General features: G+C 68.1%; 17 protein-coding genes and 4 pseudogenes. 9 read left to right on the top strand and 12 right to left on the bottom strand.

Annotated elements, in window-relative coordinates; translation table 11 throughout:
- Positions 1–21: 21 nt before the first annotated feature.
- The 3 genes from HD597_RS03105 (at position 22) to HD597_RS03095 (ending at position 1,389) form a co-directional block, all read left to right on the top strand.
- Complete coding sequence (locus tag HD597_RS03105) at positions 22–381, top strand: competence protein CoiA family protein (protein ID WP_253740163.1); 360 nt, start codon at positions 22–24, stop codon at positions 379–381.
- Entirely contained in the window at positions 375–1,067 is a 693-nt protein-coding gene (locus tag HD597_RS03100; RefSeq protein ID WP_253740162.1) for a competence protein CoiA family protein, read from the top strand. The genes HD597_RS03105 and HD597_RS03100 overlap by 7 nt, the downstream gene beginning before the upstream one ends.
- A gap of 67 nt (positions 1,068–1,134) precedes the next feature.
- Entirely contained in the window at positions 1,135–1,389 is a 255-nt protein-coding gene (locus tag HD597_RS03095) for a hypothetical protein (RefSeq protein WP_253740161.1), read from the top strand.
- Between the two features lie 1,075 nt (positions 1,390–2,464).
- On the opposite strand, the pseudogene HD597_RS66570 reads toward HD597_RS03095, so the two are convergent.
- The 5 genes and pseudogenes from HD597_RS66570 to HD597_RS03070 all read right to left on the bottom strand — a co-directional run.
- Positions 2,465–2,644 (bottom strand): annotated as a pseudogene (locus HD597_RS66570) (NUDIX hydrolase); the annotation flags it as partial.
- A gap of 38 nt (positions 2,645–2,682) precedes the next feature.
- Positions 2,683–3,396: pseudogene (locus HD597_RS03085) on the bottom strand (SDR family NAD(P)-dependent oxidoreductase).
- Positions 3,335–4,378: a hypothetical protein gene (locus HD597_RS03080; protein WP_253740159.1), complete on the bottom strand. Its 1,044-nt coding sequence runs from the start codon at positions 4,376–4,378 to the stop codon at positions 3,335–3,337. The pseudogene HD597_RS03085 and the gene HD597_RS03080 overlap by 62 nt, the downstream one beginning before the upstream one ends.
- A 3-nt stretch (positions 4,379–4,381) precedes the next feature.
- Complete coding sequence (locus tag HD597_RS03075) at positions 4,382–4,645, bottom strand: hypothetical protein (protein WP_253740158.1); 264 nt, start codon at positions 4,643–4,645, stop codon at positions 4,382–4,384.
- 51 nt (positions 4,646–4,696) lie between these two features.
- On the bottom strand, positions 4,697–4,972 hold the full coding sequence (locus tag HD597_RS03070) for a hypothetical protein (protein ID WP_253740157.1): 276 nt from the start codon (positions 4,970–4,972) through the stop codon (positions 4,697–4,699).
- A 541-nt stretch (positions 4,973–5,513) separates the two neighbouring features.
- On the opposite strand from HD597_RS03070, the gene HD597_RS03065 reads away from it, so the two are divergent.
- Entirely contained in the window at positions 5,514–6,419 is a 906-nt protein-coding gene (locus HD597_RS03065; RefSeq protein ID WP_253740156.1) for a helix-turn-helix domain-containing protein, read from the top strand.
- A gap of 438 nt (positions 6,420–6,857) precedes the next feature.
- On the opposite strand, the gene HD597_RS03060 is transcribed toward HD597_RS03065, so the two are convergent.
- From HD597_RS03060 to HD597_RS03040, 5 genes are all read right to left on the bottom strand, one after another.
- On the bottom strand, positions 6,858–7,202 hold the full coding sequence (locus HD597_RS03060) for an ATP-binding cassette domain-containing protein (protein ID WP_253740155.1): 345 nt from the start codon (positions 7,200–7,202) through the stop codon (positions 6,858–6,860).
- Complete coding sequence (locus tag HD597_RS03055) at positions 7,199–8,530, bottom strand: ATP-binding cassette domain-containing protein (protein ID WP_253740154.1); 1,332 nt, start codon at positions 8,528–8,530, stop codon at positions 7,199–7,201. Before HD597_RS03055 ends, HD597_RS03060 begins: the two co-directional genes overlap by 4 nt.
- A gap of 37 nt (positions 8,531–8,567) precedes the next feature.
- Complete coding sequence (locus HD597_RS03050) at positions 8,568–8,852, bottom strand: hypothetical protein (protein WP_253740153.1); 285 nt, start codon at positions 8,850–8,852, stop codon at positions 8,568–8,570.
- A gap of 51 nt (positions 8,853–8,903) precedes the next feature.
- Positions 8,904–9,227 carry an ATP-binding cassette domain-containing protein gene (locus tag HD597_RS03045; RefSeq protein ID WP_253740152.1) on the bottom strand — a complete coding sequence of 108 codons (324 nt, stop codon included), beginning with the start codon at positions 9,225–9,227 and terminating at the stop codon, positions 8,904–8,906.
- Between the two features lie 128 nt (positions 9,228–9,355).
- Positions 9,356–10,195: an IS5 family transposase gene (locus HD597_RS03040; RefSeq protein ID WP_253740151.1), complete on the bottom strand. Its 840-nt coding sequence runs from the start codon at positions 10,193–10,195 to the stop codon at positions 9,356–9,358.
- A gap of 464 nt (positions 10,196–10,659) precedes the next feature.
- Between HD597_RS03040 and HD597_RS03035 the strand changes: the two genes are divergently transcribed.
- Both HD597_RS03035 and HD597_RS03030 read left to right on the top strand, forming a co-directional pair.
- On the top strand, positions 10,660–11,499 hold the full coding sequence (locus tag HD597_RS03035; RefSeq protein ID WP_253740354.1) for an IS5 family transposase: 840 nt from the start codon (positions 10,660–10,662) through the stop codon (positions 11,497–11,499).
- A 262-nt stretch (positions 11,500–11,761) separates the two neighbouring features.
- Positions 11,762–12,634 carry an ISAs1 family transposase gene (locus HD597_RS03030; RefSeq protein ID WP_253740150.1) on the top strand — a complete coding sequence of 291 codons (873 nt, stop codon included), beginning with the start codon at positions 11,762–11,764 and terminating at the stop codon, positions 12,632–12,634.
- A gap of 182 nt (positions 12,635–12,816) precedes the next feature.
- Here HD597_RS03030 and HD597_RS03025 read toward each other — a convergent pair whose 3' ends face one another.
- A complete protein-coding gene (locus HD597_RS03025; RefSeq protein WP_253740149.1) occupies positions 12,817–13,116 on the bottom strand; it encodes a DUF4193 domain-containing protein in 300 nt (99 codons plus the stop codon).
- An 833-nt stretch (positions 13,117–13,949) separates the two neighbouring features.
- Here HD597_RS03025 and HD597_RS03020 point away from each other — a divergent pair.
- Positions 13,950–14,722 (top strand): annotated as a pseudogene (locus HD597_RS03020) (IS256 family transposase); the annotation flags it as partial.
- A gap of 186 nt (positions 14,723–14,908) precedes the next feature.
- Positions 14,909–15,373 (top strand): annotated as a pseudogene (locus tag HD597_RS03015) (transposase); the annotation flags it as partial.
- Between the two features lie 328 nt (positions 15,374–15,701).
- Here HD597_RS03015 and HD597_RS03010 read toward each other — a convergent pair.
- A complete protein-coding gene (locus tag HD597_RS03010) occupies positions 15,702–16,718 on the bottom strand; it encodes a helix-turn-helix domain-containing protein (protein WP_253740148.1) in 1,017 nt (338 codons plus the stop codon).
- 115 nt (positions 16,719–16,833) lie between these two features.
- Between HD597_RS03010 and HD597_RS03005 the strand changes: the two genes are divergently transcribed.
- Positions 16,834–20,730, top strand: a complete 3,897-nt coding sequence (locus HD597_RS03005; protein ID WP_253740147.1) for a S8 family peptidase — start codon at positions 16,834–16,836, stop codon at positions 20,728–20,730.
- Positions 20,731–20,733: the final 3 nt, after the last annotated feature.

Here is a 20,733-nt window from a genome sequence, read left to right as displayed (position 1 = left end):
CGCGTCCCTGGCCGGTCCGGTATGCCAGCGCTGCACCACGACCGCGGGATCCACGCCGACGCTGCCGCCCTCTATCTCTGTACCCTGATCACCCTCGCGCTCACCCGGATCAGCGACAGCTGGACACTGGCTCCTCGGCTCTTTCATCCCGAACTGGGGCAGCTCTATGCCACGCTGACCGGTCTGGGGCAGGGCTTGCCATGGGAGGGCATCTACCGGGCCCGGCCCCGGATCCGGCTCACCTGCCCCGAGTGTGGTCACGGTGTGCACGCCAAGCTGTCGCCACGGCGGGTGCGGTACTTCGCGCACGACCCCGGCCGCTCGCCGCACTGCCAGTTGTCGCTGCAATCGGCCGATCACCATCTGCTCAAGCGGTGCTGAACGAGTCGATCCGCCGCGCGGGCTGGTCGGCCGACCTCGAGGTACCGGCGCCCGACGGGTCCTGGCGGGCCGACGTGATGGCGACCTCCCCCTCGGGCAAACGCCGGATGGCGTGCGAAGCGCAACTGTCCCCGATCACCAACGACGACATCCAAAGGCGTACCGACCGACACACCGCCGAGCAGATCGCCTGCTGCTGGGTCAGCTCCCGCGACCGCGTGCCGTGGCTGTCCACGATCCCCGGGATCGCGGCGACCCCCGCACAACCGCCGGAATCCGTCGAGCGGTGGATGGTGTATGACGGCGTGGTGACCTTCGACCCCCGCCGAGGCGCATGGATTCAGGTTGACGGCGTCACCCTCCCAACCCTCGTGCGGTGGGTCCTGGATGGCGGGCTGCTCTGGCACTCCGTCGGGCGCCGCTACCGGCGCATCCACCTCCCAAAGAGCAACGCCACCCTGCGCCGTTCGGTCGGCTGGACCACCCAGCGTTCCATCGACGCGGAAACCGCATACGAAGCCATGCGCCAGCGGCAGGAAGCCGCCAAGCGCGCCCGGCAGGAGCGCGAACGCCAGGCTGCGGAACACCGCGAACAACAGCGACGGCAACAGGAACAGGCCCGCCAACAAGAGCTGGCACGCCGCGAACACGACCGTCAGGAGCAGGCCGCCGCACAGCAGTGGTGAAGCGGGATATCCTCCGCCCAGCTCACCGAGCTGCTGGACCACGTCGCGGTGCTGTCGGTGAGCGAGCATGCCGCGGCGGGCGTTGCCTGTCTCCGAACGGGGCGACCGCGAGCACGAATACGGCATCGGCATCTACACCGCTCGTGGGCTCTACGGGGTGGTCAGACCCTGCCCACACTCGCTGGATCGGCTTGCCCCGTCAACGCGGATCTTCGTGCGCAACGCTCGGGAGAAGGCGCTGTTCGCCGCAGCCGGACTCGCCGATGCCGGCCTGGTCACCCACTTCGACCTGCCCGATCATGAGCAAACCACGCTGCTGTGAGCTGTTGCCGCGTGGACGGGCTGTGCGTCGCCCCTCCGCTGGCGAGGTCGTGGTCCGCGTCGGACCCGGCCACCCCGAGATGCCGGGACCCACGAAGAAGAAACACCGACCATATGGCGTAGCGGGCCAGCCCATGCCAGTGCATGAGGGCGAGCCCCCGCGATGGCGATGTCAACAGGGACGACTAGGGCGAGGATGATCTACGGGAGATACTTGAGGAGGCGATGTTCGACGTCGCGCCCGCCGTGGTCAGACATGACGCGCTCGACGTAATCGAGCGCTACCGGCTCGGACGCCGGGCAGGCGAGTGGGTCTACACGCACGTGGGCACGTCCGGGCGGCCGATGGCGGAGCGCATCTTCACCGCCGTGTTCGTGGGGTGGTCCCAAGGACGGGGAGGCGGTGACGTTCCTCGCCGCGCTGCGTGTCAACGCGCACAACGCCGCGCTGATGTTCCCGGCTGCACCGTCCCTCCGGCACGCCGGAGAGGGCATGGTGTCCGGCTGGCAGATGGCCTAGGGCGTCGAGCAACCCGGAACGTGAACGAACGCGACAGGCCGCGCATGACCGCCGTGAAGTGGAGGAGGATGAGGGCCGCCAGGCCGATGGGATGGTTCTGGCGGCTCCGCAGGCGACAGTACCGCAGGCCAGCCCTGCCCGGACGGCAACTCCGCTGTGCCACGCCGACAAGGCAGCACCACCTCGCCCCCGGCTCCGGGCAGTTACCTGCAGGACAGCGCCGAGACGTCCACTGCCGGCGTTCGTCGGCTTGGCCGCTACCGCGCCTGGATAGGTTGCCATGCTGGATCGTGAAGGCGCAGGTCGGACAGTGCGAAGAGACCGTCGGCGGCGGCGAGAGACCTGATGAGAAAGGCTGCGATCTGCGGGGCCGCAGGGTGATCGCGCCGATGCCCGCTTCGGTTAGGGGGATGCGTTCGGGCACGTAGTGGCCGCGGCCGGGCTCGGTGAGTTCCAGTCCGCTCCGGTCGGCGGGATTGTGGTGCAGCAGGCGGGTGAGGAAGAAGTACTGCCGGTCGTGCGTGGTGGTGAGGATATGGACGAGGGCGTGGATGGCGGCCTCGGCGCCGAGCTCTTCCCGCAGCTCTCGTGCGAGGGCGTCTTCGAGGCTGGTGTCGGTGTTCTCGACCCGCCGCCGGGCAGGCTCCCAGTACGGCTGCTGTCCCGGCTTGATCCGCTTGATGGTGAGCAGACAGCCCTCGTGGTCGACCAGGATGGCGCGGACGCGTTCACGCATGAGGGGCATCTTCTCTCAGAGCAGGGGTGGCGCGCAGGCTAGTGCAGCAGATAGCCGCCGTCGACGTGCAGGCTCTGACCGGTGATGAACGCGGCGCCGGGGCCGGCGAGGAAGGCGACCGCCGCGGCGACGTCCGATGGCTGCCCGCGTCGGGGAAGGCACTGGCGAGCGAGCTGGTCGTGCACGGGCGTGCGGTCGGTGAGGGGCAGCCGGAGTTCCCGCTCCACCTGGATGGGGCCCGGGACCACGGTGTTGACGGTGATGCCGTGACGGCCGAGTTCCGGGCCAACGCCCGGGTCAGGCCGTGCAGCCCGGCTTTGGCCGCTGCGTAGGCGGCCAGACCGGCGCGGCCGCTGCGGGCGGTGATGCTGCCGATGTTGATGATCCGCCCGGCCCGGTGTTCGACCATGGACGGGGTGACCGCTCGCGCGCACCGGTAAGCCGGTCAGGTTGAGATCGAGAGCCTCCATCCAGCGACCCTCGGTCAGCTCAGTCCAGGCGATGCGCGGGTAGTCGCCGGCGTTGTTGACCAGGACGTGGACGGGACCGATCTGCGCGGTGACATCTGCGATCATGGCGGCCACGTCACCGGTACGGGTGATGTCGGCCTTCACGCTGATCGCCTGGCCGCCGACGTGGGTAATCGCGGAGGCATCGTGCTCGCCTCGTACGCCGAGGCGGGCTGGCGGCTCAGGCGGCCAGCCCCAGCTCCGCCAGGGCGTGACCGATGGGCATGCTGCTGGGGAGGCGATGAAGGTGCGTGCCCCACCGGCGCCGGTCCTCGATCCACGCCTTGACGTAGGCGACGCACAACGCTGGGGAGATCCCCTCCAGCGCCGTCCGGGAGGAATCCAGCGCGGCGCTGATTCTTGCCGCCTGGACCGCATCGAGCGTCGAGTGGCGCTGGAGCCGTTCCCTCAGCGCGGCCAGCAGCACCTCCCGTTCCCGGATGAAGCCGCGCCAGTATTCTTCGCCGGAGTCGCGCAGCCGATGGCCGCGCCGTGCGAGGTAGTACAGCCCCACCACGAGTGTTTCGCCGAACTCCTCGGCCGCTGCCCGCTGGGGATCGACGAACGGATCGTATGCCTCCTGCACGGCAGCGCCGGTGAGCGCGACCGGGAACGGCCCGGTGTCGTCGATCAGGTAGAGAAGATCCTCGTTGTAGATGTCGGGGAAGAACGACGTGCGTGCGCGTGGAGCTACGGCAAGCGCTCCGCCGGCGAGGAACGCTCTGCGCTGCCCTCCCACCGCGAGATTGGCGTGGCCGACGACGGATCCATCGGGATGGCCCTCGATGGCTACACCGGTGGCGGCGTAGCCATCGAGCAGCCCGACGGCCCAGCGGACATGGTCGGGATCCCGTATCAGGATGTCGTCGTCCAGAAAAAAGATCTCGTGCCATCCGGCGAGTCGGGCCAGCAGCAACGCCAGGTTACGTTTGGTGCTCACGTCGTTGGCTCGCTCGAAGGGGGAGCCGCGCAGCAGGGCCGTCGTCTCCAGGTCAGGCAGGGGACTGGCTCCAGCAGAGGGCGGCTCGATGACGAGGACGTCGGCGTTCGAGCCCACCGTTTGACGGCGCAGCACCTCGGGGTCGGCTTGTCCGCTGGGCAGGAGGACCAGCGGACAAGCCAGCGATTCGGCAAGGCGAGCAAGCCGGGCGAACCGGTCGCCCTGCCGGACAGTAGGCACCACGATCGCGCTTGGCGACCGGCGCTTACCCGTGGAGAGCGGCATGGTTCAGACGTGAGTCCGGGTGGGGGCCAGCCTGTCGCGCGAGGAGGCCTGCTGGTGGAGCTCCTCGGCGGCGTAGTAGTCGACCGTGGTGGGGGTGAACCACACGCGCGCCGGCCCCTCCTCTCCGTAGGATGCTTCTCTATCGGGCTGAGCCGCCGCGGCGGCGACGGGACCTGGCCCGCTCGCGGCGGCCGCATTTCCCCCGGCGAGCTGGGAGACGGCGCCGATTCCGGCAACGAGGATCGTGACGGTCTTGCGAATTTCCACAGCGATACTCCTTCATGAATGACCGGTATGAATGTGGTGACAACGTTCAGGTCAGGTGTTCTCGAGGATTTTCCAGGCCGTCAGAATCGGCGCCCTCGCCAGGGCTCGGTCACACAACCGCCGGGCGGCCAGTAATGCCCTCTCTGCGCCGTCGGACTGGAGGAAGAGCGCCACGCGAAGGTCGCCCAAGTGTGCGATGGCATGCACATGTCGCAGGCCATCGGAGTGCGCGGCAAGGGCCCAGAACACGTCAGTGACGACGGCAGCAGACGGGATTTCCGAGACGGCTACGGCATCGTGCCGCAGGGTGACGATGACCAGATGCATTCACGAACCCGTCTTTTAGCCCCACTGGAATCCCCTTCCGGCGTAATCAGGCCGGTCTCGTCCTCCGCGCGGTGCTGTACTGGTCGAAATCGGTTCCATGCCGTTGATTATTCAGTGCTGCCGAAATCGTTGTCACGGCCTTTCCTGCGGCAGGAAATCCGCTGGCATCTTGCTGCCGGTCGGATACCAGGATGCGCGGCCGCTGACCACTGGCGGCAGGTGGCGGCCTGGCCGCATGCTGTCGTCCGGTGAGATCGCCGATGATGTGTGGGGCCACGCCGTTTCGGTATCGGACTAGCCAGATTGGCGATTTGTCAGTAATCGAGCGGAAGATGGCGGCCGGTCCTGTTTACCGTCCACGGAGCCCGCGGCTAGCCTGACCACACCATGCAGCCGATGGATGTCGGGGGTTACTCGTGGTGATCCTGCCCACCTGTAGCGACGTTGCGCTCGCCTCACCTGGGGCTGCATGATGCTTGAGCCACTGGGGTTGGACGCTTCTGTCGAGACGGTGTATCGGCTCCTCCTCCAACGTCCCGAGTTGGATCTGCCAGAGCTGGCCGCTCATCTGCGGCGTCCCGAAGCCGAAATCCGTGAGGCCCTGGACCGGCTGGCGGAACTCCATCTGGTGAGCGAGACCGGGTCCGTTTCCTTCCGGGTGATCGGCCCGCAGATCGGGCTTTTGTCGCTCCTCTCCCGCGGTGAAGCGGACCTCGCCCGCCACCAGCGGCAGATCGAGGCCACCAGGGCCGCGGTCGCCGAACTGGTGGAGTTGCACGATGCCCAGCCAGGACTGGATGCCGAGGTCATCGAGAGGTTGAACGGGGTGTCCGCTGTGCGCGCGCGATTGGCCGAACTTGCCCAGATGACACGCGGGGAATGCCTGTCGATTCTTCCCGGCAAAGCCATGTCGGCAGAGGCGATAGAGGCCGGCCGCCTGCTGGACGAATCAGCGTTGCGCCGCGGTGTCGCGTTCCGCACCATCTACCAGGACAGCATCCGCAACGACAGGGCCAGTATGCACCACGTCCAGCGGCTCGCTTCTCTCGGCGCGTCGGCGCGGACGTTGCCGACCCTCCCCCTCATGATGATCGTGGTCGACAGGGAGACGGCATTGATCCCCATCGAGCCGGCCGCTTCGCACCTCGGGGCGCTGGTCCTGCGCAGCCGGGGCGCCGTGGCGGCCATCTGCGTGCTCTTCGAGCACTTGTGGGCCGCCGCAGCGCCGCTGGAGGAGCCCGTTGCCACCGACGACGCGGGCCTGTCCACGCTGGAGCACGAACTCGTACGTTTGCTCGCCACTGGCCACACCGACGAGCAGGCGAGCAGGAAGCTCGGGGTATCGCTGCGAACGACCCGGCGCATGACGGCACGCCTGATGGTGACCCTGAAGGCACGCAGCCGCTTCGAGGCGGGCGTGCTGGCGGCGAGGCGCGGCTGGACGTGACCGCTGCAACCATCTGCCCGAAACCCAGCCGGACCACCTGAAGAACGAGACCGAGCAACTGCTGCGCGGCAGACTGACTCGGACAGGGCCCGGTCTCGCCAGTCCGCGTCCTGTCGTCCAGGTGCGCCCCCTGCCAGCGCAGAACGGAGCCGCCGGCCAAGGTTCACAGAGGCCGGGCCGGTCGCCGTCGGCCAGGCGATGAGCGCTCCGGTGCGGTGACATGTTTGCTGAGGAGCGGCGCGCACAGGCCGGGCAGCGCGACGCCCTGTACCGGTTTGTCACTCTTGCTGACGCGGTCTGTCATCGCCTAGGGTTCCATAAATATTGATCGAACCCCTTCACGGACAGCGCCTTGTCGGTGCGAATCAGCTGTTCTCTCGAAGATCAATCAGATTTGTATGCCGCCGTCTGCATCGCGTACAGCTCGGCATAGCGGCCCTAGGCGTTCAGCAGCTGTCGATGTGTGCCGTGTGCGATGAGAGCTCCCTTGTCGAGGACGAGAATCAGGTCGGACCCGGCGAGTGTGGAGAAGCGGTGTGACACGATCACGATGATCGCTCCGCTGAGAGCCGCCAGCCGGCGGGCTCGTTCCATGTAGCGCGTGAAGATGGCGTGTTCACTGGGCGCGTCCAGCGAAGCGGTGGGCTCGTCGAGGACGAACAGCAATGGCGCGTGCCGCATCGACGCCCGGGCCAGCGCGGTCTTCTGCCACTGTCCCTCCGAGAGGTCGACGCCGCCGAAGGCCCGGCCGAGCCTCGTGTCGAGGCCGGCTGGGAGGCTCACCACGATGCCTTCGGCTGACGGGCTGACGGGCTGGCGAGGTGGGCGAGATCGTCGTGCCCGACCGCCTCGCCGAAGGTGAGGTGGGGATAACGGCCGAAGTCCTGGTAGGCGGCGCTGGTGCGCGCTCGCCAGGCCTCGGTGTGGAGATCGGCGAGGTCCGTGCCGTCGACGAGAATGCTGCCTTTGTCCGGCTGGTAGAACTTGCCGAGCAGTTTGACGAGCGTGGACTTTCCCGAGCCGAACTCCCCGACGACGGCGACGACCGACCCTGCGGGCAGGAGGATGCTGACGTCGTCCAATGCGGGGCGCAGCGTGCCTGGATAGGTGTAGCTGACTCCCTTGAACTCGATGCCGTCGCGCAGGACTGGGGGAGACTGGAGCCTGCCGTGCCCCCGCGCCCGATCGGCTGCCGCGTAGTCTCGCAACCACAGGTAAGGCTCGATGTGCAAGCCGGCGCTCATCGTGCCGGTGAGCCGGCCGACCACCGCCTGAACCGTCTGCTGCAGCGACGCGGCAAGGGCGATCACCATGACGACGTCGCCCACGGTGGAGCGGTCTTCCGCGGCTTGGACCAGGACGATGGCGAGCATGGCCGTGAACGCGATGGTAAAGACCGACCAGCCCAGCAGCCGCCATGCGAAGCTGCGCATCCGTGCCCGGAAGCGTTCGTGGACGACGTCATGCCAGGCGCGCTCTTGGTGTTCCAGCACCTGGTCTGCCGCTCCACTGACGCGGATCTCCTTGGCCGCGGCGACATCGGTGGCCAGTTCGAACAGGTGCCGCTGGAGGCGGAACTGCTCAGCGGTGGAGATCTCGGTCCGGTTGAGCTGCCCGCGCGCACGGGCATCGCACCAGATCGGCACCGCGGCGAGTACGAGCAGCATGAGCAGCCATGGTGAGACATTGCCGAGGAGCGAGAGGACGGCGGCGAGCTGGAGGGTGGAGAACACCGTGCGCAGCGCGGTCCACGCCCCGGCCACCAATTCCCAGGAGGAGGTGCGGAGAAGGCCGACGCGGTCGAGATTGTCGCCTCGCTCCATATGCTCGATGCTTTCGATCGCGGCGACCTCGTAGGTGATGCGGTCGGACAGCCAGCCCGGGCCGATCTTGTCGGCCACGAGGAAGTTCCCGACCAGCTCGCGCAGTCGCGCGGTCACCAGCGCTGCCCAGACGGCTCCCCCCAGCGCCCCGGGCGCATCTCCCGCGGCGGCGCCGTTCGCGACTGCCCGCAGAGCCACGGCCATCCCGACACCGGCCAGTAGCGTGACGATCTCCACGACGATGTTGACGCCCGTCAGGACGGGGGCGCGGGCGTGCGTCGTGCGCAAGATGTCCCACCAGAAACGCAGGTGCGAACGCCGGCCATCAGGAGGCCTCTTCTTCCAGCCGGTCGTCGTAGCCGGCGCGGAAGCGTCGGGCCTGACGGGTGAACAGGCGTGCGTAAGTGCCTCTTTGCGCCATCAGCTCGTCATGGGTGCCACTCTCGGTGACACGTCCGTCCCCGAGGAGGATGATGCGGTCGGCGGCTCGTGCGGTGGATAACCGATGCGACATCAGGATGATTCCGGCGTCGCCGCGTCGGTCGGTGATTCTCCGGAAGACGTCGAACTCGGTGCGGACGTCCAAGTGTGCGGTCGGCTCGTCCAGCACGAGGAGTTCGACCCCGCTCCGCACTCCGTAGAAGGCTCGCGCCAGCACGACCTACTGCCATTGCCCTCCCGACAGGTCGACGCCCCCGGTACGTGAGCGTGACAAGGGCGTCTCCCAGCCCGACGGCAGCATCGAAACGAGCTCTGCGAGCCCCGCGTCATCGGCCGCACTCTCGAGGCGTGCCTGCTCAGGGGCGGTATCCGCCCGGCCCAGCGCGATGGTGTCCATCACGGAGAGCGGGTAACGCACGAAGTCCTGGAAGACGATGGCGAGATGTCGGCGCCATTCGGCCGGCTCCAGGGTGGCGATGTCGGTGCCGTTGGCCGTGATACGGCCCGAGGCGGGCCGGTACAGGCCGGCGAGGCTCCTCCGCACGGACCCGAGCAGAGGGCCTCAACGGAAGTTCGGACGGATTACTTCTGAGAAGCTGACATTTCTGGGAGTGATCACCAGCTTACGCTAAGCTCACTCATCAGAGGGCGTTTGATTTGTAGGTGTTCGTCCTAGTGCGTCCCTCGCCAGGTTGGGGTGGATTCGTCGGTGATGCGCTTGCTGGCGTTGTCGATCATCGCGATGTGGATCATGGCTTCGGAACTGGCGGGCAGGGTCTCGTAGTCGCGGGCAAGGCGGCGGTGGAGCATGAGCCAGCCGAAGGTTCGCTCGATCACCCAGCGTCGCTTGAGGACGTGGAAGCCACGGGTTTCGGGGTCGCGATGGACGACCTCGGCGTTGACTCCGAGGGTGGCGGCGTGTTCGGCGAACTGGTTCTTGAAACCGGTGTCTACCCAGGTCACAGCCAGAGCGGGGTGGGCGGCCTTGGCCTGGTCGAGGACCTGGATGCCGGCCTGGTTCTCCGAGACGGAGGCGGCGCAGACGACCACAGCGAGGAGCAGGCCGAGGGCATCGGTGGCTACGCTCCGCTTGCGTCCGACGATCTTCTTCGCGGCGTCCGTGCCCTGTGTCGCGGTCGGCGGGTTGGTGGAGGTCTTGATCGTCTGGGTGTCGATGACTGCCGCGGTGGGTTCGGCCTCGCGTCCTTCCTTGGCGCGGGCCAGGCCGGTGAGGTCGTAGTTGAGCTGGGCGAAGATGCCCTCATCGCGCCAGGCGGCGTAGTAGGAGTAGACGGTGCCGTGGGGTGGGAAGTCGTGCGGGAGGTAGGTCCAGGCGATGCCGGTCCGGTTCAGATACAAGATCGCGTTGAAGATTTCTCGCAGGTCAGTGGGCGCGGGTGCGCCGGTGGGACGGCGGTCGAGCCGGGCCTGCCGCCAGGCGGTCAGGGTCGGTTCGATTAAGGCCCAGCGGGCGTCGGAGATGTCGGAACGGTACGGGCGCCGGAGGTTCATACCCGACCCCTACGTCCAGCCCCACGTCATGCCTGGCATCTGCCGGAACATGGCGTGTCCAGGACATCTCTACACCAGACGGAATCGGGAGCGGCTCGTCTCACGAAACAGACATCGAGGAGAGCCCACCCGGACTCGCATATGCATAGATAGCTCGCAAAGTACGCGAATCGCTCGACGGCCATAACAGGGCAGGCTGGCGCCGAACATGCCTAAACGCCCTCTCAGTGGGCGTTTAAGCCCGACTGGTGGCATATGAGGGCTTTGGTTCCGTAGGTTGATCGCCGGATCGGCGCACTCTTCGACCCGGTTCGGTACTCAATCGGCGGTTCAGGCCGACGCACCGCGCCCGCCTGACCCCGAAAGCTCCCGTCTCATCCCCACATGCGGTACCTCGCCCTGGTTTGATCGACGGCCGGATGGCCGTCTGGCCAGCCGCGTCACTCCGGCAGTACCCCAAAGGCATGACCGAACCGCGACCGTATCCCAGCGACCTGTCCGACGCCCGATGGGCGCTCGTCGAGCCCGTCTTGACCGCCTGGCGAGCCGAACGCCGCGCAGGCGCCCTAGACATCGGCCGTCCTCCCGAGCATGACCTGCGCGACATCCTGAACGCGATCCTCTACGTCAACCGCACCGGCATCCCCTGGCGCTACTTGCCGCACGAGTACCCGCCCTGGCAGACCGCCTACGCCTACTTCGCGCACTGGCAGAAAGACGGCATTTTTGACCAGCTCACCAGCCTGCTCCGCCGATCCGTCCGCACCGCGGCCGGGCGTGACTCCGAGCCCACCGCCTGCGTGATCGACGCCCAAAGCATCAAGACCTCTACCAACGTGCCCGCCACCAGCCAGGGCTACGATGCCGGCAAGAAGATCGCCGGCCGCAAGCGCACCATCATCACCGACACCCTGGGCCTCCTGCTGGCCGTGCTGGTCACCGCCGCCAGCCTCTCCGACAGCGCCGCCGGACTACCCCTGCTCGTCACAGCCGCCACCGACCGGCCCACCCTCACCAAGGCCTGGGCCGACAGCGCCTACCGCACCACCGTCATCGAGGGCGGCGCGGCCCTCGGCATCGACGTCGAGATCGTCCGCCGCGATCCCGCCACCAGAGGCTTCACCCCATTGCCGCGGCGCTGGCCGGCCGAACGCACGCTCGGCTGGCTGATGCTGCATCGCCGCCTGGTGCGCGACTACGAAGCCCGCCCCGACCGCTCCGAAGCCATGATCCACATCGCCATGATCGATCTCATGGCCCGCCGACTCACCGGCGAGAACACCCCCACCTGGCGCGGCACCTAAACCCGGGATCAGACAGGATCAAACGCCCTCTCGGAAGTAGCGGAATGTTTCCCCAGGTTGGAGCTATATTCCCTTCCCTGTATGTAGCGGGAAGGCAACTTCCCAGAACCTGGGGCAGGGCCGATGCGTTCTCGGCTCGTGAGACGGCTACACCCCTGTGCTAGGGGGCAGCTGAGGGCACCCCGATGGAGAGATGACAAACGCGACCCCTGATGATCGTCGGCGTCTAGCCAGTCGATCAAGAACAGGGGCCGCGTTTCGCGTGCCATCATCCCCGATCGACGTGCTCTGTCGTCACCTGGAGCACGTCACCCTCACCGACGCGGCCATCGACCTGCCCACCCTGGCCCAGGTACTGGACACCGTGCCCGACCCCCGCAGTCGCAGGGGACGCCGCTGCCGGCTCGGGCCGCTCCTCGCCTTAACCCTGCTCGCCGTCCTCAGCGGAGCGACATCACCGGCGCAGCCCGCCAGGTTCATCACCGGTACGGCCCCGGCCTGCGCATCCAACTCGGCCTCCCGGCCACGACGCGACCGGCCGCCTCCACCCTGGGACGGCTGCTGGCCCGCCTGGACGGCGACGCCTTCGACGCCGCGATCTGCGGCTACCTCGCCGCGCTGGCCGCCTGCCAGCCACCCGAACAGGCGACCTCCACCCAAAACGCCCCTGCTCGGCCTGGCCGTGGACGGCAAGACCCTACGCGGCAGCCGCACCCGCAACGGCGCGCCCCACCTGCTGGCCGCCATCCGCCACGACACCCAGACCGTCCTGGCCCAACGCCAGATCGAGGCCAAGAGCAACGAGATCCCCGCCTTCACACGCCGGCCGCGCGACCTGGACCTGACCAGCGTGGTGATCACCACCGACGCCCTGCACACCCAGCACGATCACGCCCACCACCTCGTCGCCGCCAGCGGCCACTACCTCTTCATCATCAAAGGCAACCAGCCCACGCTCCCGCGCCGACTCAAGACCCTGCCCTGGCGCGAAGCCATCCTCAACGACCGCACCGACGAAACCGCCCACGGCCGCCGCGAGATCCGCCGCATGAAGATCTGCACCGCCCGGCCCGGCCTGAGGATCTCCTGGCCATGGACCAGGATCCACATCGGGAAGTCGGGATCTGCAGCCTGACCGGCCAGCGTCCCAGCGCCCGTGTCCCCGGCAACCCGCGGGCCAGCAACCACGCATCACGCCGTCGGATCATCGCCGCGATCCCGGGCTGGTTATTCTTGCCCGCACCTATCATCTGGAGCATCAGAGCCCTCCGCCGCCTACCGCAATCATGGCTGAACGCCGCCTGATCGTCGTCCCGCTCAGGCGGCGCACTCGCGGCAGATCTGCTGATCGTCTCGCCCAGCGGCGCGCTGACTACGGTGGTGCACCAGGAAGCAGCGCGAGCAGGTGAACTCGTCCGCCTGAGGCGGGATGACCCGCACGGACAACTCCTCGTCCGACAGGTCAGCGCCCGGCAGTTCCAGCGACTCGGCCAGGTCGGTCTCGTCGACGTCGGTGCGGCCGGAGGAGGCGTCGGCACGGCGGTCCCGGAGCTCGGCCAGACTGTCCTCCGCCGAGTCGTCGTCAGTCTTGCGGGGGCTGTCGTAGTCGGTCGCCATGGTGTCCGCCTCATGAACGCGTCGTGGCCGAGCCGCCGGTCGCGTGCCCGATCAGCCGAAGATTCCCCTTCGGCGACCGCACGAATCCACCAACGAACCACAAGGTTCCAAACGGCCAGGAAGACCATGGCGGGTCTCCCGTGCCGGCAGCCTCGCGGCCGTCGCCCCTGGGCCTGCGAGAGCGGTCTTGTCGGATGACGCTTAGCTCACCGGCTGTGAGCCGGACACCGATCAGGCTCTCCGTCGCCGGCCTGGGTGTGCCCGCATCGCCGAGCTGGATGCGAAAGAGTCGCGCCAGAGGCTGCTGGCCAGCCTGCGCCCCTCTGCGTGTCGCGGCGCTCAGAGATGACTGAGTTAATCTACAATGTAAAGGCGGCGGACTGGTTTGTTTCCTAAACAGAAGAAGCAAAGGAGGAACGGGCTTCGCCCGTACAGTCCATCAAGAACGACTTCCACGGATTGACCGGCCGAGAACGCCGGCGCCTGCCCTGGCGCCTTTGGCGGTGTCGCAGCCCATCGTCGTGGCCCGCGCATCGACGCCGGATACACGCCCGGGTAGGTTGCAGCGACCGTGCTCCCGGAAGGCGATGTCCATGAGCGAGCTCATAACCCGCCCCTGGGCGCGCTGCTCAGCGGTTACCGGGCGATCTCGCTCCCGGGACACGCCCCGAGCGCCAACCACACTTAGCAGCCACCGTCACGGTCCGTTATGGTTACGTCCCGTCGAGTGGTGTAGATCTGGCCTCGAACGGCGCGTCGCCTTCAACGACAGAGGGCCATCGCGTGAGTCTCTGTGTGAAACCGCCAAGTGACACGCAGGGGAGAAGCACGCGATGGCCCTGGACCAGTCTGCCCTGTTAGAAGTTCTTTCGGTACTGAAGAACTCCGAGGCGAGCGAGCGCATCCGGCACGCCGCCGAGACCATCTACCAAGCGCTCATCGAGGCCGAGTTGACCGCGGTGATCGGCGCCGCCCCGCACGAGCGCACCCCGGACCGGATGGCACAACGTAACGGGCACCGGCCGCGCACCCTGACCACCACCGCAGGGGATCTGGAACTGCAGATCCCCAAGCTGCGCACCGGCTTGTTCTTCCCCTCGCTGCTGGAACGCCGCCGCCGGGTCGACCAGGCGCTGTTTGCCGTGGTGATGGAGGCCTACCTGCACGGAGTGTCCACCCGCAAGGTCGACGACCTGGTCAAAGCCCTCGGCGCGGACACCGGCATCTCCAAGAGCGAGGTCTCGCGCATCTGCGCCGACCTGGATGAGGAAGTCACCGCCTTCCGCGACCGCTCCCTGGCCGGGCAGACGTTCCCGTACTTGTTCCTGGACGCCACCTACTGCAAGGCCCGGGTCAACCGCCGGGTGGTCTCCCAGGCCGTCATCGTGGCCACCGGGGTCAGCGCCGACGGCCGTCGGGAAGTGCTCGGCTTCGCCGTCGGTGACAGCGAGGACGGCGCGTTCTGGACCGCGTTCCTGCGCTCGCTAAGGCCCGTGGCCTGGCCGGGGTGCAGCTGGTCATCTCCGACGCGCACGCCGGCCTGGTCGCCTCCATCGGCGCGGTGCTGCTCGGTGCGGCCTGGCAAAGATGCCGGGTTCACTGGAGCCGTCAAGAAACAACTTGTCGGCGTGTCACCTGTCAGGCGATGGCCCGAGGACGTCCCCGGCCCCTATGTGCAGAGCAATCCCACGCAGGTGCAGCAAGAGTCCCTGCCGCCCTTTCTGAGCCTCGTCATAGTCCCTCGACCAGGCGAACTGCGGAAATCGACAGCTTATTTCTTGACGGCTCCGACTTCCTGCGCAACGTGCTCGCCCGTGTCCCGAAGGTCTCGGCCGAAATGGTCGCCGCCGCCATCCGCACCATCTTCGCCCAGCCCACCCCGGACATGGTCCGCGACCAGCTGGGCGTGATCGCTAGCATGCTCGGCCGCCAGTTCCCCCAGGTCGAGACCATGCTGCACGAGGCCGCCGACGACATCCTCGCCTTCGCCGCATTCCCGCCCGCGCACTGGAAGAAGATCTGGTCCACCAACCCCCTCGAACGGCTGAACAAAGAGATCAAACGCCGCACCGACGTCGTCGGGGTCTTCCCCAACCCCGAAGCCCTGCTGCGACTGGCCGGCGCGGTGCTGGTCGAAGCCCACGACGAATGGCAGGTCGCTGAGCGCCGCTACCTGTCCGAAGGCTCCATGGCCCTCATTACGATATCCGGCACCGACCAGCAGGAGGTGGCGCAGACCGAACTGATGACGGCATAGTCGATCCAGCAGAGCCTCACGCGAGAGCCACTTACACCACTCCGCGGGACATAACCTCCGTTATCGGCCCGGTCCTCACCGCTTTGGGCTCCTCCGACGATCCGGCACGCCTCTTGACTGCTGAAGCTTGATCCACCGGACGGAAGTACTCCAACCGCTCACACAGGTCGCCTTCTTACGGCCCCTGCGGGCTTCGGATCTGACGGATTTCGAACTTCATCGCAGTCCACAAGCTCGGGTTTGCGGACTGCCGACAGAAGGGAGGGCCTTGCCGAGCGCATGGACCCAACAGTGCGTTTCTGCGCGTGACAGGAATGCTCGCCAGCACTCAGCCGTCCAGCTCAACGGACTGAGCCGGTGTCTCCATGGCCCGGCCCAGCTGGAGCCCGAGCTGGAAACGGGTCCCGGCGCCGTGGCGCTCCATCAGCTCGTTCACCCGCCGCTGCACTGTGCTGCGACTCAGCCGGAGCGTACGGGCGATCGCCTGGTCGGTCAGCCCAGCGGCCAGCAGCTTGACCAGGTCCTCCTGCAAAGGTTTCCGCTCTCCCGGCTCCGCGGGGGCCGGCCCCTTTCCGGAGTGCCACGCCAGCGGGACGGCCCGGGTCCAGTAGGCCACGAACAGCGCCGACAGCGCGTCCAGTAAGGGCGACCGGTGAACGACGATGGTGCCGATCCAGTGCCCTGCCTCATCCACCAGCGGTGTGGTGCCCGCCCAGTCGTCGAAGAGTGTCAGCTTCACCGGCAGGCTGGCGAATACGCGCGCCTCCTCGCCTGCCGCGATGCCGGCGAGCAGATCGGGCCAGCGTTCCGCGCTGCAGACCTCGTCCTGCTCGTACACGACCTGGTAGCGAACTCCGTGCTCCAGTGCGTCGAGCTCGACGTGCGTGGGCACGTTGGGATTGGCCGCGTACGGACGCCTTGCCAGCGCGCGAACCCGTATTCGGGCGGCGCTCTGGAGCTGCGTCACCCGCGTGCGGACCGCCACAGGATCGCCCGTGAGGATCTCCACTAAGTCTCCGGCCACGCCTTCGCGCTGCGCTTTCCAGAAGCGCTCCATCAGCTCGGGGATCTTGCGCTGTACCTCACGCACCCGGTCAATGTGCCGGAGGGACAGGCCCTCCAGCGCGACGTCCGGCGCTATCGGGGAGTAGCGCGGCGGCTTACCCGAGAGGGTGGTGACCAGTCCGGCGTTGATGAGGGTCTTCAGCGTGCGTGCCGTCCGCGACGGCGGCCAGTCGAGCAGGGCCGAGGCGAGCTCCGCCCGGGTTCTGCCGGGGCGGAGGAGCAGTTCGAAGTAGAGGCGCTCATCCTGCTCCGTCAACCCGACGGGCTCCAGTACCCCCACCGGTCTTCCCTACATGAGACGAGTGTTGCAATGCATCATAGTCGTCACTCCGGGACCTTTCGTTCCATAGGTCCCGTCGATCACCATCGTAAGGAACTTTTCTTGCGGAGGTGTGATGAAGCGGAAGATACCCCGCCGCTATCTGGCCGGGCCGCTGCTCGCGGTTCTCGTGGCGTTGCCCGGCCCGGCGTGGTCGCATGCGGACGACGCCGAACGGGCGACCGCCGCAGGGCCGGAACGCGGCGCGGCCACAGACGCGGTCACCCTCATCACCGGAGACGTTGTGCGAGTTCTCGGAGAGAACGCCGTGAGCGTGACCTCCGCGCCCCGGCGTGACGGGCGCACGCCCAGCTTCTCGGTGCAGAGCCCGCCCGCCAAGGACGCCGCCGTACGCGAACTGTACGTGATCCCGGACGACGCCCTGCCGCTGATCGAACAGGGGCGGTTGGACAGATCGATGTTCGACGTGCGGTTGCTGCGGAGCAACGGGTTCGGTGTGACACGAGCCATCCCCGCTATCGCCATATTTCCCGAGAAAGTCGGCCGTGCGTCCCTTCTGAAGCGAGGTGAGGAGCTCGCCGCCTCGACCGCGACCCACGCGCTCCACACAGTGCACGCCACGGCGCTGACCGTTCCCGCAGAAAAGGCGGCGGCGTTCTGGCGCGAGATGACCGCCGGAACGCCGGCCGCCGGGGTCGGCGTACTCGCCTCCGGCGTCGAGCGCCTGCTGCTCGACCGCCCGGTACGTGCCCTGCTCGACAAGAGCGTGCCCCAGGTACGGGCCCCCCGAGCGTGGGAAGCCGGCTTCGACGGCACGGGCGTCAAGGTGGCCGTGCTCGACACCGGCGTCGACGAGGCCCACCCCGACCTGGCCGGCAAGGTGGTCGCGAGCGAGAGCTTCGTCGCCGGGGAGCCCGTGGCCGACGGTCACGGGCACGGCACCCACGTCGCGTCTATCGTCGCGGGCACCGGCACCGCCTCGAACGGCGCCAACAAGGGCGTCGCGCCGGGAGCGCGGCTGGTGATCGGCAAGGTGCTGGGGAACGATGGCAACGGCCTGACCTCCGACATCATCGCCGGCATGGAATGGGCCGCCGCGCAAGGCGCCGCCGTGGTGAACCTCAGCCTCGGCGGGCCGGCGCCGGCCCAGGAGTCCGAGGACCTGATGGCTCAGGCGGTGAACCGGCTGACCACCTCGAGCGGCGCCCTGTTCGTGATCGCCACGGGCAACGCGGGCCCGGTGGCCTCCACCGTGGACACCCCCGGCGTGGCCGAGTCGGCTCTCACCGTGGCGGGGGTCGACTCCGCCGACCGGACGGCGGGTTTCTCTTCTCGCGGCCCATTGCCATACGACTACCCCCGCGTCCTCAAGCCGGACATCGCCGCGCCAGGTGTGGCGATCGCGGCCGCCCGGGCGGCGGGCACCTCCATGGGCACCCCGATCAACGATCATTACACCAGGGCGTCCGGGACCTCGATGGCCACTCCGCACGTCGCCGGTGCGGCCGCCGTGCTGGCGCAGCGCCAGCCCGGCTGGAAGGCGGCCGAACTGAAGCACGCCCTGACCGCCTCCGCCCACGAAGCCGGCAGGTCGGTGTTCGAGGTGGGCGCCGGACGCCTCGACGTGGCCGCCGCCGTCGAGCAGACGGTCGTCAGCGAGGGCGCGCTCGACCTCGGACGGTCGGACGAGCCGTCGACGGACAAGGTGACGCGGACGCTCACCTACACCGCCACCGGCTCGCAGGACGCCACCCTGACGGTCAAGGCGTCCCTCCACAACGCCGTGACCGGGGCACCGGCGCCGGACGGTGCGTTCACGATGCCGGGCACCCTGAGCGTGCCCAGCGGCGGCGAGGCCTCCATGGACGTCACCCTTGACCCGGCACGGTTGCCCCATGGCAGCTACAGCGGGACTGTAACCGCCACCGACACGAGCGGGCGCATCACGCGCACGGCTGTGGGCTTCGTCCGGGAGCCGGAGACGACGAAACTCGTCGTCTGGATCAATGATCACAACGGCCTGCCCTGCAAGACCTACGGCAGCGTCGACTGCAGCGCGAGCTCCGGCGTCCAGGCGATGAACCTCGACGACCCCGCGCACTCGGCCACCGGAACCCCCGGCGAGCCCTTCCGGCTGCGGCCCGGCCGCTACGCCATCACGGCCAATGTCAGCTTCGCCCTCAACCGCGAGCATCACGTCGCCGTCCTCGCGCTGCCCGAAGTACAGGTCTCCGTGAACCCGCTCGGCATCCAGGGCGCCAGAATGTCGCTTAGCGCCGCCCGGCAGGTGCGCGTCCAGACCGATCGGCAGAGCGAGGCATATGGTGGCACGCTGAAGTTCCAGCGGCGGGTGGGCGAATGGTCCGACTACAACGCCTGGATCACCGGCTATCACAACTCGTCGATGTGGGCGCTCCCCGCGCCCCCGCCGACCGTCGGACAGTACCTGCTCACCGCCGACCTGCAGCAGGGCGCCGTCCCCATCAGCGGCACCGTCGTCAGCAGTTCGGGCGTCAGCGGCGAGGCCATGAAGCTCAACCCCCGCTACGACACCTACGCGAACGTCGTGCCCAGGTTCCCCGCGAGCGTCCGTGCCCGCCTGGTGAACGTCGGGGCGACGCTGGAGCCGGAGGAGGCCGCCGGGCTCTCCGGCGCGATCGCACTGGCACGGCCCAAGCGCATCCCGCTGCTCGACACCGACGCCTCCTTCCTCGACCCGGAGCAGGAGGCGGCACTGGCCGACGCCGGAGCGATCGGCGCGCTGGTGTGGAGCCCCGACCTGGCCATCGGGGTACCGGGCACGACCATGACCGCTAGGAAGATCCCTGTCGCGGGGCTCCCGGCCCCGGAGGGCGACCGGCTGGCGCAGCGGCTCGCGGACGGGGCTGTCACGGTCAAGCTGGTGGGCGGGCGGCAGAGCCCGTACCTCTACAGCTTGAAGTTCTACGAGCGGGACGCCATCGGGTCCCTGCAGTACCGGGTCGGCGATGGGGAGCTGGCTCAGATTCCGGTCGAGCACCGCACCCACGGCTCGGCCGAGCCGGAACTGTGGCGGTACAACTTGAGCATGTGGCCCGCGACCGGCGAGTCCAGCAGCATCACCTCCGGAGTCCTGTCATCCGCGCCAGCCCGGACGACGGAGCTGATCGGTCCGGTCCGCAGTGATCAGACCTGGGCTCGCTGGACCGACTACGACGGTTACCTTCTCGCCTACCGCCTGTCCATTCTTAAGGCGGGACCTCGCCCCGCTGAGGTGACGAATGCGGCCCCGGCGGCGCCGGGCGCGGCGGCCGCCCATCCGCTGCTCTCCCGCCCATGCACGACCTGCCGCCAGGGCGACACCCTGCTGGTACGGCCCACGCTCGCGCTGTCCGATCCGGCGCTCGTCACGGACCCGGTGCCCGGCAGCCATCTGGTCGGAACGTCGCCGACTCCTACGGGGCTCGACGCGCGAGACGTCATGCTGTTCGAGGGCGACCGGCAGATCCCGGCGGAGGCCCCGGAGCACCAGCTAGGCCGCTACGCCATACCCGCCACGCCTGCCACGCTGCGGCTGGTCTACGACCGGAAGGATACGTTCTTGCCGCCGTCCTTCCGGTTCGGACGGGCGATGCGCAGCGAGTGGACATTCCGGAGTGAACGGCCCGCGTCCGGCTCCACCTGCCCCGCCGGTACCGGGTGTGCGGTCCAGCCGCTGCTGCACATCCGATACACCGCCGATCTGAACGAGCGCAACGAGGCTGCGAGAGGCGGCTCGACGCTGAGGCTCACCGCCTACCGTGAGGCGGGCGTCCCCGGAGCCCCGCTGGCCAAGTTGTCTGTTGCGGTCAGCTTCGACGACGGAGCCACTTGGATCGACCTGCGGGTCAGTGGCAGGGATGACCAGCGGTCGGTACGGCTGCCGGCTGCGCCTGCTGAGGCGACTTCCGCGTCGCTCCGCCTGGCGGCGTCCGACCAGGCCGGAAATAGTGTCCGGCACGAGCTCCCCAATGCCTTTGGGCTGACGAGCTAGGGC

This window comes from Nonomuraea thailandensis (assembly GCF_024172165.1).
GTDB lineage: Bacteria > Actinomycetota > Actinomycetes > Streptosporangiales > Streptosporangiaceae > Nonomuraea > Nonomuraea thailandensis.
The sequence above is the reverse complement of the archived record's forward strand: the minus strand, read 5'-3'. Positions and strand labels throughout refer to the sequence as shown.